Annotated in this window: 21 protein-coding genes; 4 read left to right on the top strand and 17 right to left on the bottom strand. The window is 25.2% G+C overall.

The annotated features are described in order from the left end of the window. Positions 1-58: 58 nt before the first annotated feature. Positions 59-517: a hypothetical protein gene (locus tag BN346_RS07240; RefSeq protein WP_040327464.1), complete on the bottom strand. Its 459-nt coding sequence runs from the start codon at positions 515-517 to the stop codon at positions 59-61. Between the two features lie 695 nt (positions 518-1212). On the opposite strand from BN346_RS07240, the gene BN346_RS07235 reads away from it, so the two are divergent. Further along, positions 1213-1896 (top strand): Bax inhibitor-1/YccA family protein, encoded by a 684-nt coding sequence (locus tag BN346_RS07235; protein WP_040327463.1) that lies wholly within the window; start codon positions 1213-1215, stop codon positions 1894-1896. Positions 1897-2127: 231 nt separating this feature from the next. Here the strand turns inward: BN346_RS07235 and BN346_RS07230 are convergent, their stop codons facing one another. From BN346_RS07230 to BN346_RS07220, 3 genes are all read right to left on the bottom strand, one after another. Then, positions 2128-3417: an acetyl-CoA hydrolase/transferase family protein gene (locus BN346_RS07230; protein WP_040327462.1), complete on the bottom strand. Its 1290-nt coding sequence runs from the start codon at positions 3415-3417 to the stop codon at positions 2128-2130. Between the two features lie 26 nt (positions 3418-3443). Beyond that, entirely contained in the window at positions 3444-4898 is a 1455-nt protein-coding gene (locus BN346_RS07225) for a 4-hydroxyphenylacetate 3-hydroxylase family protein (RefSeq protein WP_040327461.1), read from the bottom strand. Positions 4899-4971: 73 nt separating this feature from the next. Continuing rightward, positions 4972-5244: a NifU family protein gene (locus tag BN346_RS07220; RefSeq protein WP_040327460.1), complete on the bottom strand. Its 273-nt coding sequence runs from the start codon at positions 5242-5244 to the stop codon at positions 4972-4974. A 458-nt stretch (positions 5245-5702) separates the two neighbouring features. Between BN346_RS07220 and BN346_RS07215 the strand changes: the two genes are divergently transcribed. Beyond that, the gene (locus BN346_RS07215) at positions 5703-5930 is read left to right on the top strand and encodes a DUF1292 domain-containing protein (RefSeq protein ID WP_040327459.1); all 228 of its coding nucleotides are present in this window, start codon (positions 5703-5705) and stop codon (positions 5928-5930) included. Between the two features lie 23 nt (positions 5931-5953). Next, a complete protein-coding gene (locus BN346_RS21575; protein ID WP_158644462.1) occupies positions 5954-6103 on the top strand; it encodes a hypothetical protein in 150 nt (49 codons plus the stop codon). A 55-nt stretch (positions 6104-6158) separates the two neighbouring features. On the opposite strand, the gene BN346_RS07210 is transcribed toward BN346_RS21575, so the two are convergent. From BN346_RS07210 to BN346_RS07155, 12 genes are all read right to left on the bottom strand, one after another. Next, the gene (locus BN346_RS07210; RefSeq protein ID WP_040327458.1) at positions 6159-7340 is read right to left on the bottom strand and encodes an alanyl-tRNA editing protein; all 1182 of its coding nucleotides are present in this window, start codon (positions 7338-7340) and stop codon (positions 6159-6161) included. A 219-nt stretch (positions 7341-7559) separates the two neighbouring features. Continuing rightward, a complete protein-coding gene (locus BN346_RS07205; RefSeq protein WP_101541685.1) occupies positions 7560-8903 on the bottom strand; it encodes a replication-associated recombination protein A in 1344 nt (447 codons plus the stop codon). Positions 8904-9061: 158 nt separating this feature from the next. After that, positions 9062-9517: a GNAT family N-acetyltransferase gene (locus BN346_RS07200; RefSeq protein ID WP_040327457.1), complete on the bottom strand. Its 456-nt coding sequence runs from the start codon at positions 9515-9517 to the stop codon at positions 9062-9064. A gap of 242 nt (positions 9518-9759) precedes the next feature. Beyond that, the gene (locus BN346_RS07195) at positions 9760-10167 is read right to left on the bottom strand and encodes a hypothetical protein (RefSeq protein ID WP_040327456.1); all 408 of its coding nucleotides are present in this window, start codon (positions 10165-10167) and stop codon (positions 9760-9762) included. Positions 10168-10666: 499 nt separating this feature from the next. Next, on the bottom strand, positions 10667-11422 hold the full coding sequence (locus BN346_RS07190) for an ABC transporter ATP-binding protein (RefSeq protein ID WP_040327455.1): 756 nt from the start codon (positions 11420-11422) through the stop codon (positions 10667-10669). 5 nt (positions 11423-11427) lie between these two features. Next, entirely contained in the window at positions 11428-12462 is a 1035-nt protein-coding gene (locus BN346_RS07185; protein WP_040327454.1) for a FecCD family ABC transporter permease, read from the bottom strand. Beyond that, the gene (locus BN346_RS07180) at positions 12446-13360 is read right to left on the bottom strand and encodes an ABC transporter substrate-binding protein (protein ID WP_040327453.1); all 915 of its coding nucleotides are present in this window, start codon (positions 13358-13360) and stop codon (positions 12446-12448) included. The genes BN346_RS07185 and BN346_RS07180 overlap by 17 nt, the downstream gene beginning before the upstream one ends. Positions 13361-13557: 197 nt before the next feature. Beyond that, the gene (locus tag BN346_RS07175; protein WP_040327452.1) at positions 13558-14112 is read right to left on the bottom strand and encodes an NUDIX hydrolase; all 555 of its coding nucleotides are present in this window, start codon (positions 14110-14112) and stop codon (positions 13558-13560) included. Positions 14113-14807: 695 nt separating this feature from the next. Next, on the bottom strand, positions 14808-15554 hold the full coding sequence (locus tag BN346_RS07170) for an ABC transporter permease (RefSeq protein ID WP_040327451.1): 747 nt from the start codon (positions 15552-15554) through the stop codon (positions 14808-14810). Further along, positions 15554-16210 (bottom strand): ABC transporter ATP-binding protein, encoded by a 657-nt coding sequence (locus tag BN346_RS07165; protein ID WP_040327450.1) that lies wholly within the window; start codon positions 16208-16210, stop codon positions 15554-15556. The genes BN346_RS07170 and BN346_RS07165 overlap by 1 nt, the downstream gene beginning before the upstream one ends. Before the next feature lie 137 nt (positions 16211-16347). Continuing rightward, the gene (locus tag BN346_RS07160; RefSeq protein ID WP_040327449.1) at positions 16348-16959 is read right to left on the bottom strand and encodes a DUF488 domain-containing protein; all 612 of its coding nucleotides are present in this window, start codon (positions 16957-16959) and stop codon (positions 16348-16350) included. A 38-nt stretch (positions 16960-16997) separates the two neighbouring features. Then, positions 16998-17504, bottom strand: a complete 507-nt coding sequence (locus BN346_RS07155; RefSeq protein ID WP_040327448.1) for a gamma carbonic anhydrase family protein — start codon at positions 17502-17504, stop codon at positions 16998-17000. Between the two features lie 255 nt (positions 17505-17759). Between BN346_RS07155 and BN346_RS07150 the strand changes: the two genes are divergently transcribed. Next, entirely contained in the window at positions 17760-19895 is a 2136-nt protein-coding gene (locus tag BN346_RS07150; RefSeq protein WP_040327447.1) for a sensor histidine kinase, read from the top strand. A gap of 180 nt (positions 19896-20075) precedes the next feature. Here the strand turns inward: BN346_RS07150 and BN346_RS07145 are convergent, their stop codons facing one another. Further along, positions 20076-21194 carry a 4-hydroxybutyrate dehydrogenase gene (locus BN346_RS07145; protein WP_040327446.1) on the bottom strand — a complete coding sequence of 373 codons (1119 nt, stop codon included), beginning with the start codon at positions 21192-21194 and terminating at the stop codon, positions 20076-20078. Between the last annotated feature and the right edge of the window lie 4 nt (positions 21195-21198).

Raw genomic sequence — 21198 nt, 5'->3', positions numbered from 1 at the left:
CAATTTATTTACATAAGAAAACATGCTTATTATATTTAAAAGCATGTTTTGATTAAAATTATTCTTTATCCTTATAATTTATATTAATCATTTGAGTGTCATCCATATCTTTCTTTACTTCTACAAAATCAGTATCTACTACTTTAGCTTTTTGAGTAAAATATTCACTCTCATTACTTTGTTTATTATAATTTTTATATTTAGTGCCATCACTATTTTTCACTAAATTATTTATAGTATTTATTGCAGATGAAGTTACTTTTTTAGCTACTTCACTTGTGATTTCTACACCTTTGTTAACAACTACTTCTGCTGATTCTCCTGCTTTATCTATATTACTTTTTATTTCAGTACCAAGATTTTTACCTTTTTCTGCAAATTTGTCTTTTTCACCTTCTTGTTTAGATATATTTTCTCTAACAATTCCAAAAACATCTGCAGTAGCTTCTATTCCGATTTTTGAAGCAGTACCAACAACTTTCATACCATTTTTAACAACTTTGCCCAATATAGTCATTTAAATTACCTCACTATCTATCCTTTAATATATAATTATTCATACTTTTTAAAAAAATTCTAAGTTTTTTCTTATATTTTTAATTTTAACTTATTCTTATAATTTTAATCATAATATAGGGTTTTAATTTCAAATTCAAAATGACATCTTTATCAAAAATATAATCCTAGAGTTACAAATTATTCATATTTTCATATTTGAAATCAATTTAAAATTAAAAATTAATATATCCAAATGTTGCTATGCAAGGTTGAAACCTCGCATATATGTGAATTTGCACGTTTTATTTTTCCTTTGTGGCTAAAATGTATAACACCTTAGTAGCTGAGGTTTTAACTTTGCCGGTCTTTGATTTGGATGCAAATAATGAAAATAATATATCCTAGTAACGTTTAGCAAGAATGAATTCTCGCCTACAAAGATGATAATGACATTTAAGAATAGAAATACTTAAAAACTCAATTTTAATATTTACTTTTAATTTTCCATTAAATTAATTACAATTCTCACTTGAAACATGAACAATTTTATTTTCATATTTGAACTCTATATTATTATACATATTTTTATGTACTTATATCAACAAGTATAACTGAATATAATACAAATTTAAACATTAAAATATAGATTTATTGTATAAACTACAAATAAATGTTAGAATTATTGTAAATATACTATAAAAGGAGTGCTAGTTTATGACAAATATTTCTTATAAGAAAAGTGAAAACAAATTTATAAGTAAAACTTTTCTTTATATGGCTATGGGTTTAGTATTAACATTTGCAGTTGCATATCTAGTTTCAATTAATCCATTCTTTATCAATTTAATATACTCTAATGGAATGATCTTATTTACAGTGTGTGCTATTGAAATTGGATTAGTTGTAATTATTAATAGAAAGCTTGAAGATATATCTTCTAAAGCAGCTTTGGCATTATTTCTATTATATTCTGCTGTTAGTGGAATAACCTTTGCAACTATTTTTACAATGTATGCATTAAATTCTATAATAACTGTATTTATAATATCAGCTGTAATGTTTTTTTGTGCAAGTATGATTGGTATAAAGTCTGAAAAAGATTTATCAACAGTTGGAAGAATAGCAATTATGGCTCTTATGGGGATTATAATTGCTAGTATATTAAATATTTTTATAGGTTCTGGAGGTTTGTATAATGCAATAAGTTACATCGGTGTATTCTTATTTTGTGGTTTAACTGCATATGATATGCAAAAAGTTAAGCATATACATATGAACTCATATGAACTAAGTAGTCAAGATGTAAGTAAATATGCAATAATTGCAGCATTAGAACTTTATCTTGATTTAATAAATTTATTTATATATCTTTTAAGAATAATTGGAAAAAGAAAATAGATTTATAAAGAAATAGAGATATCTTTTTTATTAAGATATCTCTATTTTTATATTGGGAACCAGTTGACAATTGAAAATTTACAGTTCTTTTAAATTGGAAATTCAATTTAAAAATTTACTGCCCATTGTTAATTTTAAAAATATAGATTAATAATTAGCGTTAAAATTCTCAACTGAAAGATGAATAACGTTTTAAATAATTCCTGTTTCTTGGAATACTACTATTCTCGTTTAAATTAATTCATCATATTCTTTTCTTAATTGTTCTCTAAAATCAGGATGAGCAATATTAATTAAAAGTTCTGCTCTTTCTCTTAAAGATTTTCCTCTTAAATCTGCAATTCCATATTCAGTAACTATATACTGTACATCATTTCTTGTTGTAGTTACAGCTGCACCTTTATCTAAGCATGAAACTATTCTGGAAATTTTACCTTTAGCTGCTGTTGATGGCATTGCTAAAATTGACTTACCACCTTCAGCCATACTTGAACCTCTAACATAGTCTACTTGTCCACCAACACCACTAAATTGTTTAGTTCCAATAGTTTCAGAAACTACTTGTCCCATTAAATCTACCTGAATACAAGAATTTATTGAAACCATTTTATAATTTTGCATTATCACTTTTGGATCATTTACATAATCAACTGGATATAATTCTACTTCTGGATTATTATCTACAAAATCATATAATTTTTTAGTTCCCATCAAAAATGTAACAATCATTTTATCTTTATGAAGTGTTTTTCTTTTATTTGTAATGACACCTTCATTATATAAATCAACAACCCCATCAGAAATCATTTCTGAATGAATGCCTAAATCTTTCTTATCCTTTAAAAACATTAAAACAGCATCAGGTATAGAACCTATTCCAAGTTGTAATGTTGAACCATCTTCTATAAGTTTTGCACAATTCATGCCAATAGCTTTTTCTACATCACTTATTTTTGAAGGTTTAAGCTCAACTAATGGATAATTAGTTTCTACTAAATAATCCATATCACTTATATGAATAAAATTATCACCAAAAGTTCTAGGCATATTTTCATTAACTTCTGCTATTATAAGTTTAGCATTTTCTGTTGCAGGTTTTGTATAGTCGCAAGAAGTACCAAAACTACAATAACCATGCTCGTCTGGTTTAGACACTTGAAGCATAACTACATCTATAGGCATATGACCTTCTTTAAATAATCTAGGAGCTTCTGAAAAGAAACACGGAGTGAAATCTGCTCTTCTTTCATTTACAGCTTTTCTTGTACTAGCTCCTATAAAAAGAGCATTGTGTCTAAAATGATCTTTCATTTCAGAATTTGTATACTCTCCTGGTCCTAGTGCAACCATATGAACTATCTCTACATTGTGATAGTTTTCATGATTAGTAACCATTGCTTTAACTAAATCTTTAGGTTCTCCAACAGCATGAGCTATAACAACTCTGTCTTCAGATTTTATATGTTTAACAGCTTCACTTGCTGATATTAATTTACTTTTATAAATTTCGCTTAAATTCATAACTGTCACCTTAATAACCCTTTATATTATTCTTTTATTCCAGCTATAGTTTTAGCAAGTTTTTTCTTAGCTTCTAAATTTCCTTGTCTAGAAATCATTATTCTTTGTGCTTGTGGAGAACCAGCTCCATGCATTGATTCAGTTCTATATCCAACAGCGGAAGCACCTAAACACATGTTTTCAATTAATCTTAAAATTCTCATTCTATCTTCTGTAGGAACAGATGCCACACCTTTAAAATATTTTTTGCATATATCTCCTACTTCTGGTGAATTAAAATCTTTTGCAGATGGCATTGTAACCATTAATCCACCGGCTATGTCTTCAGCTAATCTACAAATTTCATATGGGAATCTTGTGACATTTTGCTTACAAACGTTTGCAAGTAACAAATCAATTTCATAGTTACCAGCTTCAGTTTTCTTACCTTCAGCAGAACAAGCGATTCCACAACAATATAGTGTTTCATTTAAATGAATCATTTCTATTAATTTATCTTTAAGATGGCTTGCTTTAGGAACTCCATTATAATCTGCTGCTACTGCTGCGGCACCTATTAATACATCACCAACACCAACTTTACATCCACCGTAACTTTGTCTATGATATCCTGCAAATCTTTCAACTAACATTCCAGCAAATTCATATTCTTTACAAAGGAATATTCTATCATCAGGAACAAAAACATCATCAAATACAACTAAGGCTTCTTGTCCACCAAAATTTTTATTTCCTAAATCTACATCTGCATTTTCTTCAAGTTTTCTAGTGTCACAAGATTGTCTTCCAAGAATCATTAATAGACCTTCAGCATCTGTAGGAATAGCAAATGATACAGCATATGCTTTATCTTCTTCTTTCATTGCAATTGTAGGCATTATTAAATGTTCATGAGAGTTTATAGAACCAGTTTGATGAGCTTTAGCACCTCTTACAACAATACCATCCGGTCTTCTTTCAACAATGTGTAAGAATAAATCAGGATCTTCTTGTTTACTTGGTGATAATCCTCTATCTCCTTTAGGATCTGTCATAGCTCCATCAACAGTTAAATCGTTTTCTTGAACAAATTTTAAATATTTCACAAAATTCTCATGATAATGAGTTCCATGAGCTTTATCTATTTCAAAAGTTGTAGAATATACAGCATTAAATGCATCCATACCTACACATCTTTGAAAACAAGTTGCAGTTTTTTGACCAACTAATCTTTGCATTTTAACCTTTTTAACTAAATCATCTGTACTTTGATGTAAATGACAAAAACGATTTACTATTTCTCCTGTAAGATTAGATTTTGCAGTCATTAAATCTTTATATTCATCTTGTTGTGCTAAATCATAAGTCATAGCAACTGAATTTATTGATGGTCTAACAATTGGATGATCTACAAAATTTTCAACCCTTTCGCCTAAAACGTAAACTTTTGTTTTTAATTTTCTTAAACTTTCAATGTACTCTGCACCTGTCATTAGTGACATAACATTCAACTCCCCTTTTAATATAATATGTTTTCATGTCACTATAACAAAGCAATTTATATGCCAACCTCATTTACTTATTAAGTATTTTCTTCGCTATATCAATTAATTCATCACCAACACCTTGTGCCAATTTTACACCTTTGATTTCTTTTAGTTCTTCTTTAAGTAGTATTGACACAGTGTCTTCAAGAGTTTTACTAGCTGATGGACAATTAGCACATGCACCTTTAAATCTAATTGTAACTATATTATCATTAAATTTAACTAATTCAGCTTCTCCACCATGATTTAACAATATTGGATTAATTTTTTCATTTAGAACTTTTTTTATATTATTTTCCATAAATAAATCCCCCATTTTTGTTGCAAATTTGCAACTTTTTTTGTAACTATCTTGTAAAAATAAAATTTAATATAATAATTTACATTTTAAGTTGAGATAAACATCATCAAAATATTAAATTTACATGAATATTGTGACTTTTCTTTATTCTAATAGTACATATTATTTTTTAAAATATAAATATTGCAACTTTGCATTTATGGTGCATTTTTGCAACAAGTATATTTTTTACATTTTAATATAAACATTTTAACTACCTCCTATCTTTATATAAAAAATGAAGGTCCTAATTTTACTTTTCCCGTATATATACAAATATGTTATCATTTAAGAATAAATTTATCAATTTTAAAATTTGCCTATTATATTTTTTTTACTTTAGTTAATAATAGTATTAATACATATTATAGTTTTATTAATTTATATAAAATTATAATAAAACTAAGGAGGAATATTTTATGGCAGAAATTTTTAAAATTAATGATGCTCATGGAAACACAGTAGAAATGGAGTTAATTGACAAGCTATTTGTAGATAATAAAGAATACATAATAGCTGGACCTAAAAATGCTAATGAAGCTTATGCTTATAGAGTTACTCATTTAGGTAGTGAAGTTCAATATGATTCTGTAAGCAAAGGACCTGAATTTGATAAAGTGTTGAAGGAATATAATAAAGCTATGTAGTTTTTAAGGAAAGGAAGATTGTTATGAAAAGTCATAAAAAAGTTGTAGAAGAAAATGAAAAATATTATAAAGAAAAATTTAGAAACTCTGGACATCTTCCAGATAAGAATACATTTGAACCAACAAAATTAAATCCGGGAGAAGCACATACAAATATAAATAAAAACTTTTAATATTTAAAGTTACATAAAAACAGCAAAGTTATTAGTTTAACTTTGCTGTTTCTATTTATAAAATACTCTCTTTTATATACTCTACTAAAAAATCATTAAATTTAATTAAGTTTTCAGTGTTTTTGAAAGTACCTTGAGCTATTTTAGGACTTCCACCACCTTTACCATCAAATTGACATATGTTTTCTTTAAATAGATTGCCACAATTAATATTATATACTCCACTATAATTTAATAATATTTTATTATCCAATTTAGATGATAATATTATTATTAAATTATCTGTATCCATAAATTCTTTATTATATAATTGTACATCTTCAAAGCTTTCATCTTCAAATACAATATTTAAAATATTGCTATCACATTCCTTTAAAAGCTCAATGGAATTCATTTTAATAAATTTTTCTTTTAAAGTTCTTATTTGCTTATTTAAATCTTTTATAGTGTCCATTTGAGTTTTAGCTTTATTTAAAACATCTTCTTGTTTACATTCGAATAACCTTGAAATATCAGAAGCAAATTTTAGCTTATTATTATAATCATTAAAAACTCTATTACCACATATAAAATAAATTCTAGTTCCAGTTTTATTTTTTTCATATTTCAATATTTTAATATTTTCAACTTCACATGTATTTTGAACATGAATTCCACAACACCCACTAAAATCAAAGTTACCTATTTGGACTACTCTTATTGGACCATCAATATTAATTTTTTTTCTTAAAGTTATTTCGTATCTATCTAAATTATCTACAACATATGATTTAATAGGTAAATCTGTTGCAATAATATCATTTGCTAGTTCTTCTACTGATTTTATCTTAGCATCATCAATATCTTGAGTATCAATATCTATACTTACGTAATCATCACCTAAGTGAAATGATGTATTATTAGTTCCTAAAATTTGGTGAAAAGCAGCTGATAATATATGCTCACCACTATGTTGCTGCATATAATCAAACCTTTTTTCAAAATTTATTTCACCATTAACTTTTTCATCTACTAATTTTTCATCCATTACATGATAGATTTCACCATCTTTTTCATAAACATAATTTACTTTTAATTTATTAATATATCCAGTATCACATGGTTGGCCGCCACCTTCTGGATAAAAAGCTGTTGAATCTAATAAAACATGATATTTACCATCTATAAATTTTATTTCCTTAATTTTAGCATTAAAATGCTTTAAATATGGAGTATCATAATATATTTTTTGTGTCATATTTTAAACCTCGCAATTAATAAAATATTTTTAGTATTTATATAGACTTACAAAATTTACATTTAAATCTTTATTTAAACAAAAGCAATTAAAATATAAATTTTACCTATAATATTAAAATACGCTTTAGATTTTTTAAATTATAGCATATTTTTGAAAAAAACTTAAACATATACTTACTATATTTATTTAATTATATAAGTTACAATATATTTTATATTATAATTCCTTAAGACTTCTCAATCTGTTTTTTATTTTACTCTCATACCCAATTTCAGTAGGTTCATAATATACCTTGTTTTTTATTTTATCTGGAAGATATTGTTGCTTTACATAATGATATTTAAAGTTATGAGGATAAATATACTTTTCTTTATCACCATATAGTCTTTCAGCACCACTATAGCCCTTTTCCCTTAAATGAATTGGAACTTCCCCAATATCTTCATTTTGTACATCATTTAATGCACTGTTTATAGCATTATAAGCTGCATTGCTTTTAGGTGCACTTGCTACATATGTAACAGCTTGAGAAAGTAAAATTCTAGCTTCGGGCATTCCAATTTTAGAAATACCATCTAAACAAGCATTTGCTATTAGTAGTGCATAGGGATCTGCATTACCAACATCTTCAGATGCACATATTAAAATTCTTCTAGCAATGAATTCAATATCCTCACCTGCATAAAGCATTCTAGCTAAATAATGAACAGCAGCATTAGGATCTGAGCCCCTCATACTTTTAATAAATGCAGATATTATATCATAGTGATTATCACTATTTTTGTCATATGTTATATGTTTTTTTTGGATACATTCTTCAATAGTTCCAATATCTATGATTATAACTCCTTCTTCATTTTTATTTGTAGTTAAAACTGCAAGCTCAAGTGCATTTAATGCTCTTCTACCATCACCATTAGAAGATTCAATTAAAAACTCTAAAGCTTCTTTCTTTAATTCTATATTTAAATTTCCAAATCCTCTTTTTTTATCAATCAAAGCTTTTTTTATTAATTTTTTTATATTATCCTTAGTTAATGGATTTAATTGAAATATCATTGCTCTAGATAAAAGAGCTTTATTAACTTCAAAAAATGGATTTTCTGTTGTAGCACCTATAAGAATAATTCGCCCTTTCTCAACATGTGGAAGTAAGGCATCTTGTTGACTTTTATTAAATCTATGAATTTCATCTATAAAAACTATAGTTTTTTTATTTTCCATTTTCAAATCATCATCAGCTTTTTCTATAGTTTCCCTAAGTTCCTTTAAATTACTTGTAACAGCATTTAATGATTTAAAATTACTACTAGTTGATTTTGCAATAACTCTTGCTAAACTAGTTTTTCCTGTTCCTGGTGGTCCATATAGGATTAGAGATGACAATCTATCTGCGCTTATAGCTCTATATAAAAGTTTACCTTTTGATAGAATATGTTCTTGTCCTATATAATCATCTAGGCTTTCTGGTTTTAATCTTTCTGCTAATGGAGCATTAGAAGAATATTCTTTTTCTTCAGTTGGATTTATATCAAAAAGACTAATATTTTTAAAACTCATATTTATAAACCTTTCCTAAAATAAATTATTAAGTTTAAATGGTATAAATAAACATACCATTTATATTTTATGGTATGTTTATTATATCAAATTATTTTTCCTTTAGGATAAAAATAATTTAATTAATTATATTAAAATTATTTACATAAATCTGCTAATTATAACTTTTTTATATAAATTGTATAGTCGTTATTTTTAAATTCTACATTGTATAACAACTTTTCAAAAATTTTACATGAACCAATATTGCTATTTCTAACATATGCAACTAATTCATTTACATCTTTAAATTGGTTTTTGTTATCTTTTATATAGTTTTCAGCTAATTTTATAGCATTAAGTCCAAAACCTTTATTACGATAATTTTTATCTATACTATAACTATATACCACTTTAATTTTTTCTTTAGATATTTTTATTTGACCAATTTCATAATTATTATCCATAATTATGAAATGATGTATATTGGGATTTTCAATATTTTTCAAAAAATCAAATTCAAAGCTATGTCGAGAAACTTTTTGAGTATATCTTGCATTTTTTCTTACATCTTCATCATTAATCCATTGAAATAATTTATCAAAATCTTTTAATGTAACCCTTCTTAACTCCATATATTTTCCCCCATCATAGTATTTAGTTTTTCATTTTAACTTTAAATAAATTTTGTTTCTTGACACAATACTATTTAAAATTGTAACCTAAATAATTTCTTGTTTTATCATAAATTCTTAAAACATATTAAAAAATTATTTTTCTATATAAAAGCACATTAAGGAAAATAACAAATCAAATATATATTATTTGGTAAGCTATCTTCCTTAACATGCTTAGTGCTTAAAATTAAAATATTTTATTATTCTTGTTCTTGTTCTTGTTCACTTAAAAATTCAGTTAAGTCAGTAGAAGTGCTTTTAGCAAAGGCTAAGAAAACATCCTCATCAATTTCTTTAAATTGTCTAGTATTAACTACAACTAAATCTCTCATTAATAATTTGATGTCTATTTTTCCTACAACTTTAACCATATCAATTTTAGTTAAAGCTCCTAGTATTCCTTCAAACTCTTTTGTGTTTGAAATAACTGCATTATTTGATTTTGGGAATGAAGCTCTATCATCTAATGTAACACATCCATAAAATTCACCAAATTCATCATATAATTCTAATGCTATATTATTCGTATTTAAGTATCTTTCTAATGCACAAGTTAAATTTAATCCTTGCCATGAAACTTTTTTATTAAATATATTTAAAGTTGCCATTTATAAAACCTCTTTCTTTGGTAATTTACTTTAAGCACCTAATGTAATCTAACATATTTACTAGTAGTATTTACAATTATATTAAATTTAATTTTATAATATACTAGTTATAGATTTATAAGTTTTAAATTTTTATTGAAGCTTTTTTCTATATAGGGTTCTAAGTTAATTTCTAAATTTATTCATTTTCAAAATTACACATTCTTAATAGTTAATTATGATATGAATTGATTTAAATTTAATAACAAAGTAAAAAAACTATTCTTAAATTCATACATAAAATTTAAGTGAAAGCTTGTTCCCCTATATGCATCATAAATTATCACACTTATATATTATATATAATTTTTCTATATAGTAAAGTAAATTTACATAAATTTTTACTATATAATGCTAATATAATATATTTATATATTATATATAATACCAAAATAATGGCTAATTTTATACGTTGAAAATTTTGGAGTGATAAAAAACTACACTATTTTTAAGTGTAGTTCTATTTCCATTTTTCTAAAGCTTTAATCATAAAACCTTTTATGTCTAATCCATAAACTGATTTTAATTTATGCTCATCTAAAACTTCTTTAGATTTCCCACTAGATATAATTTCTCCATTTTTAATCATAACTATTTCTTCACTAAACATTTGAACTAAATTCAAATCATGAAGTACACCTATTACAGTTTTATTATTTTTCTTAGTCCAGTTATTTATATGCTCTAATATTTCTATTTGGCATTTTAAATCTAAGTGGTTAGTTGGTTCATCAAGTAATATTATATCTGGATCTTGTGCAAAAGCTCTAGCTAAATATACTCTTTGAAGTTGACCACCAGACAATTCACTTATTAACTTATCTTTATAATCCAGTAATCCTACAGTTTCTATGCAATTTAAAATAATATCTATATCTTTTTTAGATAAACTAGCAAAAACACCATCTAAATGAGCATATCTTCCAAGTGCTACAGTTTCATACACAGTATATGGAAAATATATTTGAGAAGTTTGGGTCATAAAAGCAATTTTTTTTGCTAAATCTTTTCTTTTAAAATTTTTAATTTCTTTACCATCTAAAAGTATATTTCCTTTATAGTCTATTAAATTAGCTATAGCTTTTAACATAGTTGTTTTGCCACAACCATTAGGACCAACTATGGATATGTTTTGACCGCGATTTATTTTAATAGAAACATTTTTAACAACATCTATTCCATCATAACCACAATATAAGTTATTTATTTCTAACATATAAATCACCTACTTCTCTTATTAAAGTATAAATAACCAAAGAATGGAGCACCAATTAAAGCTGTTATTGCACCTACTGGAAGTTCAGATGGTGATGCTATAGTTCTAGCTATTAAATCAGTTATTACCATTAAAGAGCCCCCAAAAACTATACACATTGGAATAACAAGTTTATGTTCTGAACCTAAGGTTTTTCTTACTACATGAGGTGTTATTAAGTCAATAAATCCAATTGTCCCACTTAGTGCAACTGCACTTCCAGTTAAAATAGCAGTTGCTATAAATAATATTTTTTTCACTTTTTTTGTTTCTACACCAACAGATTTAGCTTGTTCTTCACCAAAAGTCAAAATGTCCATTTCTCTACAATATCTTAAAACTATTAATATTCCAATTACAAAAAACGGTAATCCAACTAGAACATAAGACCAACCTTTCATGGCGAAAGATCCCATTTGCCACATAGTTATAGTTTTTATATCCTCACTAAATAATGCTGATATAGTAGTTAATATAGCATTAGTAAATAATGAAAAAACCATTCCAGCTAAAATTATAGTACTATTAGATAATCCTTTGTCTACTTTAGTTGAAAACATTATAACAAAAAATACAGTTATAACTCCAGATAAAAAACCTATGAAAGGTAAAGCAAGATTTCCTACTATAGGTATTGTAATTCCTAAAATTATGTATATGCCTACACCTAAAGACGCACCTGATGATACCCCTAATGTATATGGAGATGCTAATGGATTTTTTAATATAGATTGTACAACTGCACCACTTACAGCTAATGCTGCTCCAACTAAAAATGCAAGTAGTACTCTTGGAAGCCTAATAACCCAAATTATAGAAACATCTTTAGGTTTAATACCTTCTATTAATGGTAAATTAAAAAGTTTATTACCAATTATCGATATAATATCTGTTATATTAATATCGGAACTCCCAATGGAAGTTCCGATACAAATTACTAAAAATACTATAGGAATAGATAGTATTAAAAGCATATTTTTATTTTTATTCTTTATATTCATCTGGATAAATATCTCTTGCCATTTCTTTTAGTGCTTTAACTATATTTTGGCTTCCACGAGATGTAGTATTTTTATCAACTAAAAATACTTTATTATTTTTAACTGCATTTACATTTTCAAAACCTGGACGTTTTTTTATTGCATCTGTAGCATTTTCTATGTAACCTTCATTTGTTAATATTACATCTGGGTTAGCAGAAATTACAGATTCTTCACTAGGTGAAATCCATCCTTCTTCTTTAGCAAATACATTTTCAGCACCAATAGTTTCAATCATTTCATTTAGAAATGTTTTGCTTCCAAAACTATATAAACTTGGAGTTGAACCAATCTCAAAGTAAACTTTTTTCTTATCTTTAATTGTACTTGCAGTTTCTTTTATCTTGTCAACTTCGCTTTTCATTTCATCTACTATTTTCTTACCTTCAGATTCAGTTCCAGTTAATTTTGATAAGAAATCTATATCTTCATATATTCCTTCTATACTTTCACTGCTTGGAAGATATACAACTGTAATTCCAGCATCTTTTATTACTTTAAAAGGATCTTCAGAACCTTCTTGATTATGGCCTGATGCAATTACTATATCCGGCTCTAAGCCTATTATAGCTTCAGCATCTGGATTTCTAAAATCTATTTTAGTTATATCCTTATTAATACCTTCAATATCATCTGAGTATTTATCAATAGCAATTAGTTTATCGCCTAATCCTAATCCTACTAAAATTTCTGTATTTGATGGAGCTGTTGAAATTATTTTTTCCATCTTTTTAGGAGTAGTAAATTCATTTCCTGCTCTATCAGTCATAGTTGTAGTTTTACTACCACAACCAACAAATAAAACTGTTGACATAACTACTAATAATAAAGATATTAAAATGTGTTTTAAATGTTTCATATGTAACCTCCGTTTAAATTTTGTAATATTAATCTTAAAAACAACATTATTAATATATACATTTAATATTAAATATATGATTATATATTTAAATTTTATATGAGATACTAATAATTATTATCAATTTAAGCAATAATTATTATATTATTTACATATTATTTTGTCAATTCAAGTAATAAAAAGAAGATTTATGGAATTTATTTATTTCTGCTTAAAATCTTTTTGTAAACTGCTTGCATATGAGGTTCTTTTTTAGTTATGTCCAAAACAGCATTTACATCTATCCATCTAACATCACTATTTTCATCTTCTTTTACTCTTAAATTCTCATTTTCATCAACTTCTAATAAATATACAAGGGATATATGTAAATGTGATGATATAAACTTTCCATTCTTAATATGTGATTTAACTGGTAAAATATCTAAACTTATAATATTTTTATTTACAACACGTATATTCTTAACACCAGTTTCTTCTTTAATCTCTTTTATAGCAACATCTAAAAAATTTTCTTCCCCATCAGCATGACCACCAGGTAATGACCAATTATCATATATATTATGATAAACCATCAAAACTTTATCATGACTTTTATTAAAGGCTAAAGATGAACAAGTTATATGAGCAATAGTATTTTTTCTTGTTAATATATCATCAAAACTACTTAATAAGTTGCACATTGAAATTTTATCTGCTGATTCCTGTTCATTTATTGGTTCATATTTTTTAAGTGATTCTTTCCAATTCAAAATAAATACCTCTTTTCATAATATATAATAAAACCTTTATATTTAATATTTCTATAAAAGTACTATAGGGTTCCAAGTTCAAATTTGAAGTAATGTCTTTTTCAAATGATATTACTAAAATTATATTTTATTCCTATGTTTGTATCGTAAACCAATTAAGAACTAAGAGTGAAAAGTGAAAAGTTATGGTAGCTATTACTCTCTTTGTTCCTAATATCTAAAAATAGAAATGCTTAAAAACTACGTTTTTATATTGTTTTCCACTAATTTGCTCTGAAAATTTAATAAAAAATCATTCTTTTAAATTGGAAATCCAATATTTACATTCATTTTCAACTTTCAATTTTCCATTTTCAATTAAATTAATTAGAATTCTCAACTGAAACATGAATAACTTAAAGTTCCAACTTGGATTCCTATAGCTTTATTTTACTACAATAATTAAGATTACGAAATTCAAAAAAATAATTTTTCAAATGGAGAGATTAGAGATAATACCTTTGAATTTTCAGGAGAAATCAGAAAACTTATAACTAAAATACCATATAAAGTAAATGGAACTTTTGAAGATAACTCCCTAACTGCATTTGCAGATACAAAATATGGGTTATTATCTATAAAGGGAAAAGAAATTTAAAACATGAATTTATTAAATAAAATAGAACTTCACTAAATTTTAGTGAAGTTCTATTTTATCATATTTTCAATTGCTTTCGTTCATTAAAGAAATCTTTATAACATATGTATGTAGCAAGCATTGTTGATATTGATGAAGATGAAAGTATCATAAATGTAACCATTATCTGAAATTTTATTGCTATTAGTGGTGATGTTCCACCTAAAATTAGTCCAGTCATCATTCCAGGAAGTGATACAATTCCTAAAGTTTTTGCTGAGTCTATAGTTGGAATAATGGCTATTTTAATACTGTCTCTTAAAATATCTTTAGAAGCTTCCTTAATATCTGCACCTAAAGATAACTTTACTTCAACTTCTTCCCGTTTATTTTTAAAGTTATTATTTAAGTTTCTATAACTTAATCCAATAGCTACCATTGAATTACTTATAACCATACCAGCTACTGGTATAATTTCATTAGGAACAAATTTTATTGCACCTGATAAAACAAGTATTGTCATTGTTATTATAGTTCCTACTGCCATGGAAACAAAAGATATACTTACTACATTTTTAATGCCTTGTCCCCTTTTTCTTGTGTTTATAGCTGCATTTATCATCATTATTAAAATTAATATTATTGTACATATGGGATTTTTAAGTCCAAATATTAAATCTAAAATGTAACCTACAACTAACAATTGAACAATTGCTCTTAAAATACTTACTATAATTTCTTTTTCCAATCCTAAATGTTCCTTATAAGATATAAAAATTGGAATTAAAATTAGTATAGATGCTATAATTAGTGATATTGTATCCATTACTTAATCCTCTCTATATCTTCAATTTTACCTTCACACATCAATATTCTTTTATTAAATATTTTAGTACTTTGTTCTAAACTGTGAGTAATCCAAAGAATTGTAACACCATTTAAATTTAAATCTTTTATATAAGCTTCAACAAGTCTAGCATTTTCTTTATCTAATGCAGATGTAGCTTCATCTAAAAGCAGTATGTCTGGAGTATAAATTAAGTTTCTTATTATTGAAATTCTCTGCTTTTCACCACCAGATAAAGATTTAATATCTTTTTTTAAAATGCTTTCATCTAAATTAAATTTATTTAGCATTTCTACTATTCTATATCTATCAATAACTGTATTACGTATTTTATATGGAAATGTTAGATTTTCATATACATTATCACCAAATAAATGTGGGATTTGAATGCAATAACTTATATTTTTTCTAAGTTCTATAGGGTCATATTCATTATAATTTTTTTCTTTATAGAATAAATTACCTTTAGTTACAGGAATCAAATCTGAACATAATTTTAAAAGTGTGCTTTTCCCACTACCTGAAGAACCAATTATTGATATGCAATCTCCCTTTTCTACATTAAAAGAAATATCATTTAATATTGTTGTATTATCTTTTTCATAGTAAATATGTTTTACTTCAAGTATACTCATCTTAATCTCCTTACTCTAATTATAAGTTTAATTAACTCTACATTTTTATAGTATAAAATTTATAAAAAAATATATCAACCCAAAAGCATAAAGCTGTATTAAAATAAGACAACATTTATTTTAATACAGCTTTAAAACTAGTTTAAATTTTCAATTCTATAACTAATTTCTTTATTTGCAAGTCTATAGCATTCTAATAACATATCTTCTCTTGAAATTGAATTTTCAAAAGTATCTAATGTAAGTTGTTTTCCACCTTTAAAATATTTATCTAAAAGACTTTCTTCTATATCTAATTGAGATGCTAAAGAATAATCATGTAAAATATGTTTTACATGAAAACCTTCTTCTGTTAAAGCTTTACCAACTAATATACTTCGATGACATCTTAAAGGTTCTTGCATAGCACCTAAAAGTGCAATTTTATATCCTTTTTTAATACCTAGTTTTAAACGTTCTACACCATTTTTAAAGTCTATTTCATTTATAACTTTTTCAAAATCAGCATATCCATAACTATTATATGAGGTTTTAGTCTCTCTTTTAGCACCAAATTCTTTAGCCATATAAATATAAGTAAAACCTAAGTTTATTAGTGTGTGTTTTATATTGTCTTTATTATATTGAATATTATACTTAGAATAAGGTGTAGCTCTAATATCTACAATACAATTAATATTATAATGTTTTAACATATCAACTAGACGGGTTAATTCATAATTTGAATGTCCTATTGTATAAATATCCATACACTCACCTTCACTTTTTAAATTTAGTTTATTAAATTTTACATAGATTTATATTCTTTTGCTTCGTTTATATAATGTTGAGCAGAAGTTTTAAGTGATGCTAATTCATTTTCAGTAAGATTTCTAATAACTTTTGCAGGAGATCCCATACACAAAACTCCAGAAGGTATTTTTTTATTTGAAGTTACAAGACTACCAGCACCAATTATAGTATTTGCACCTATTTCAGCATTATTAAGTATTGTTGCTCCCATACCAATTAATGTATTATCACCTATTTTACAACCATGTATAATTGCATTATGACCAACTGTTACATTTTTCCCAATTTGTACGCATTCTTTATGTCCTACATGTACTGTAGAATTATCTTGTATATTAGTACCGCTTCCTATAAATATTGGATTACAATCGCCTCTTAAAACTGCTCCAAACCATATACTACAATTAGACTCTATTGTTACATTCCCTATAATATCTGCACTAGGTGCTACAAAAGCACTTTTATCTATTAGGGGATTACTACCCTTATATTTGTATATCATAAAATTCATCTCCTAAATTTCATCATTTGTTTAATTTTATTATATACTAATAAAAATAGTTTTAAATAGAAAACTATTTAAACGGAAAAGTTTAAAAATTCTAATAAAAAAGAATAAATTCAACAAAAATAAATTTATTTTTGTAATTTTTTCAAGATTTATTGAGAATATGTAAATATTGCAATATAATTAGTTTATTAATTAAAGTATATAATTAAATTTACTTTTTAAAACCTGTGTATTGAGGTGAGAAAAATGTGTTATAAAAATGATTTTTTAAAAAAGGGATATACTTTGGAAGATTTAGAAAGCATATTAGATGCCATTCCTAATGAGATATGGCTTAAAGATGAAAATGGAAATTATAAATATGTAAATAAAGCTTTTGCTGAACAAATGAATAGAAAAAAAGAAGATATTCTTGGGAAAAATGATTTAGATTTTGGTGATAAGGATATTGGAACTAAATCTAATAACAATGATAAAGAAGTTATATTAAGAAAAACACCTACATTTCAAGAATCTAAAATATCTATTAATGGGGTGGAAAAATGGTTTGAAACATATAAAAGTCAACTTTATAGAACTGGAAAAAAATCAAAATGGATTATGGCAATGGCTAGAGATATAACTTTATATAAGAGTATTGATGAACATATTAAGAGAGAAATAGAACAAGATTCTAAAAATATACTTGCTAATTTGGATTTTTCTACTGAAGTATATGATATAAAAAAATTTAAAAATACTGATATAGAATATAAAGAAAGAATAAATACAATCATTGTTAATTTGCATAATACTTTAAAATGTGATGAAGTCAGCATTTTTTTGTATGATAAAAACTTACAAAGTTTAGATTTATATCTTAAAACTGGTAATTGTTTAAGTTTAGAATATGATTTTAAATTTAAGTTAGATACTATAACAAAAAATACTTTTATCAATGAGGACATATGTCATAATTTCACTTATGTAATGAGTAATTTAGGTTATCATACAAATAATGGAGAAGTCATAACTTGCAGTTTAAAATGTAAAGAAAAATTAATAGGTATCATAAATATTTATTATGATTATAATAATAAAACTAATACCAATTATATAAAAGATGATTTCATTAAAAATTGTTGTTACAAACTTGGATTGTTATTTAAAAATAGATTTTTATTTAACAAATCGAAGGATGAATTTGAAAAAAGAATTGCATCAGAGTATGAATTAGAAATGTTTTTAAATACAGCTACAGATTTATGTGCAATTATTGATGAAGCTGGTAAATTCATTAAAATTACAGATAAGTGGACAAGTACTTTAGGATGGACTGAAAATGAACTTCTAAAAATGAATATATTAGACTTAGTTCACCCTGATGATTTAGACAATTTCACAAGCATTCATGAAAAATCAATAAAGAAAGAATTGGGTGTATTAAATAAATATAGATGTAAAAATAATGAGTATAAAATACTTGAATGGAGTTGGAATTATATAAAAGATTCTAAATGTACTATTCTTACAGCTAAAGATAAAACTAATCAATTTAAATTAGAAAAGGAAAAAAAATTATTAGAAGATGCTATTGCACTTGAAAGTTTAAAAACAGAGTTTTTTGCTAATATTTCTCATGAGTTTAGGACCCCAATAAATATAATACTTACTACTATTCAATTAATTTCTAAAAATCTAGATAATTGCCCTTGTTTAGATGAAAAAGAAAAACTTTTTAAATATATTAAGAGTATAAAACAAAACTCTTATAGAATATTGAGACTTGTTAATAATTTAATAGATATAACTAGAATAGATGGTGGATATTATGAATTAAAATTAATCAATTGTAATATAGTTTACCTAATAGAAAATATTGTTTCTTCTGTAGTTGATTATATTGGAACTAAAGGACGAAGTATAATTTTTGATACATCTGAAGAGGAAATAATAACAGCTTGTGATCCCGAAAAAATAGAAACTATAATGTTGAATTTATTATCAAATGCTGTAAAGTATACAGAAAAAGACGGTGAAATACTTGTAAATATAGATTATGATAAAGAAAATAGTAATTTAATTGTATCTGTAAAAGATGATGGAGTTAAAATAGATGAAGAACATGCTAAATCTATTTTTGAAAGATTTACACAAACTGATAATTTGCTTAATAGAAAGTGTGAAGGTAGCGGAATAGGTCTCTCACTTGTAAAATCATTAGTTGAATTACATGATGGAACTATATGGTTAAATACTGAATTTAAAGATGGTGCAGAATTTATATTTACTTTACCTATAAAAAAGGTTAAAGATAAAGAAAATGTAGACATTCAATCAAAGGTATTAGATTCTAAAATTGATAGATGTAATATAGAATTTTCAGATATATATTCTGTTTAATAAAAAATTATATATAATAAAAAAACACATATTCAAATTAATGAACATGTGTTTTTTTTGGGTAGTTCAAATATAAAATCAAAATAGTTGAATTATTAAATTACAAATTTGCAGACGATGAGGCAATGTTTATTTACAAATTTGTGTTTTAATTTTATCAATTATTTTTCTTTATATGCATTAATACAGATTTTTGTATAATTTATATATTTCTTCTTTGCTAAGTTCTACATAGTTATTAGCTAAAAGTCTTTGTTGTGTTTCTATTACACTGTTTGTAAAAATCTCTACTTCTTCTTCTTTCATACCGTAAGAATTTAATTTTTTCTTATTTATTAAATTTTCCAAAAGATTTTCTAGTTCTTCATATACATCTACATTTTTATCTGTTTTCATTACTTCTTTTAATAGTTCATTTACATTTTTTATTTTCCCATTAGGATTCTTTTTATTATAACATTTAAATACTTCTATAAAAAACTGGTAATTAGCTTCTCCATGTGGAACATGATAAGTAGCACCAAGTGGATATGACAATGCATGCACTGCTCCAACTCCAGCATTTCCAAAAGATATTCCTGCATAATTACTTGCAATTAGAAATTCTTCTATTATTTCTTTTCTATATTCTTTACCATTTTCTATTATTTTTTTATATCCATGCAGTATCATTTTAATTGCTTCTTTACTAAACATTTCTGTATATGGGTTTGCTTTTGGTGATACCAATGATTCTATAGCATGAATAAGTGCATCAATTGAACTATATACAAAGAATTCATATGGTAAATTTCTTACAAGCTCTGGTATAAGAATAGCATAATCTGCATATAACTCAGGAACTGCAAGCCCTATTTTAGTTTTTTTAGATTTTATTTCAGCTATAGATATATTTGTAACTTCACTTCCAGTTCCACAAGTTGTTGGTATAATTATAAGTTCTTTTTCTTTTATTATTGGAAGTTTCTTTTCGAATAATTCACAAGTAGTGCCAACTTCTTTAAGTGATAGCACTTTGGATATATCTATTATAGAGCCACCACCTATAGCTATAACTCTTTTTATATCTTTATGTGAAATTTCTTTTATTATTTTATCTATTATATCATCAGAAGGTTCTTTTAAATTGTAGTCTTCTTGAAAAATATAAGAGCTTTTAAGATTTAGATTTTTAAGAAAAGTATCATATAAAAATCTATTAGTAAATATTAAATCATTTTCACATACAGAAAATTCTTCACAAAATTCTTTAATTAAATTAAATTTTAAAATTTTAGGTCTAAGTTCTAACAAATTCATAATT

This window comes from Clostridium ihumii AP5 (genome assembly GCF_000612845.1).
GTDB lineage: Bacteria > Bacillota > Clostridia > Clostridiales > Clostridiaceae > Clostridium_J > Clostridium_J ihumii.
This window is presented reverse-complemented; position numbering and strand designations above follow the sequence as displayed.

Bases quoted from the DNA above. Each gene is read 5' to 3' on its own strand.
- BN346_RS07240 (WP_040327464.1), bottom strand. From the start codon at position 517: ATGACTATATTGGGCAAAGTTGTTAAAAATGGTATGAAAGTTGTTGGT.
- BN346_RS07235 (WP_040327463.1), top strand. From the start codon at position 1,213: ATGACAAATATTTCTTATAAGAAAAGTGAAAACAAATTTATAAGTAAA.
- BN346_RS07230 (WP_040327462.1), bottom strand. From the start codon at position 3,417: ATGAATTTAAGCGAAATTTATAAAAGTAAATTAATATCAGCAAGTGAA.
- BN346_RS07225 (WP_040327461.1), bottom strand. From the start codon at position 4,898: ATGTCACTAATGACAGGTGCAGAGTACATTGAAAGTTTAAGAAAATTA.
- BN346_RS07220 (WP_040327460.1), bottom strand. From the start codon at position 5,244: ATGGAAAATAATATAAAAAAAGTTCTAAATGAAAAAATTAATCCAATA.
- BN346_RS07215 (WP_040327459.1), top strand. From the start codon at position 5,703: ATGGCAGAAATTTTTAAAATTAATGATGCTCATGGAAACACAGTAGAA.
- BN346_RS21575 (WP_158644462.1), top strand. From the start codon at position 5,954: ATGAAAAGTCATAAAAAAGTTGTAGAAGAAAATGAAAAATATTATAAA.
- BN346_RS07210 (WP_040327458.1), bottom strand. From the start codon at position 7,340: ATGACACAAAAAATATATTATGATACTCCATATTTAAAGCATTTTAAT.
- BN346_RS07205 (WP_101541685.1), bottom strand. From the start codon at position 8,903: ATGAGTTTTAAAAATATTAGTCTTTTTGATATAAATCCAACTGAAGAA.
- BN346_RS07200 (WP_040327457.1), bottom strand. From the start codon at position 9,517: ATGGAGTTAAGAAGGGTTACATTAAAAGATTTTGATAAATTATTTCAA.
- BN346_RS07195 (WP_040327456.1), bottom strand. From the start codon at position 10,167: ATGGCAACTTTAAATATATTTAATAAAAAAGTTTCATGGCAAGGATTA.
- BN346_RS07190 (WP_040327455.1), bottom strand. From the start codon at position 11,422: ATGTTAGAAATAAATAACTTATATTGTGGTTATGATGGAATAGATGTT.
- BN346_RS07185 (WP_040327454.1), bottom strand. From the start codon at position 12,462: ATGAATATAAAGAATAAAAATAAAAATATGCTTTTAATACTATCTATT.
- BN346_RS07180 (WP_040327453.1), bottom strand. From the start codon at position 13,360: ATGAAACATTTAAAACACATTTTAATATCTTTATTATTAGTAGTTATG.
- BN346_RS07170 (WP_040327451.1), bottom strand. From the start codon at position 15,554: ATGGATACAATATCACTAATTATAGCATCTATACTAATTTTAATTCCA.
- BN346_RS07165 (WP_040327450.1), bottom strand. From the start codon at position 16,210: ATGAGTATACTTGAAGTAAAACATATTTACTATGAAAAAGATAATACA.
- BN346_RS07160 (WP_040327449.1), bottom strand. From the start codon at position 16,959: ATGGATATTTATACAATAGGACATTCAAATTATGAATTAACCCGTCTA.
- BN346_RS07155 (WP_040327448.1), bottom strand. From the start codon at position 17,504: ATGATATACAAATATAAGGGTAGTAATCCCCTAATAGATAAAAGTGCT.
- BN346_RS07150 (WP_040327447.1), top strand. From the start codon at position 17,760: ATGTGTTATAAAAATGATTTTTTAAAAAAGGGATATACTTTGGAAGAT.
- BN346_RS07145 (WP_040327446.1), bottom strand. From the start codon at position 21,194: ATGAATTTGTTAGAACTTAGACCTAAAATTTTAAAATTTAATTTAATT.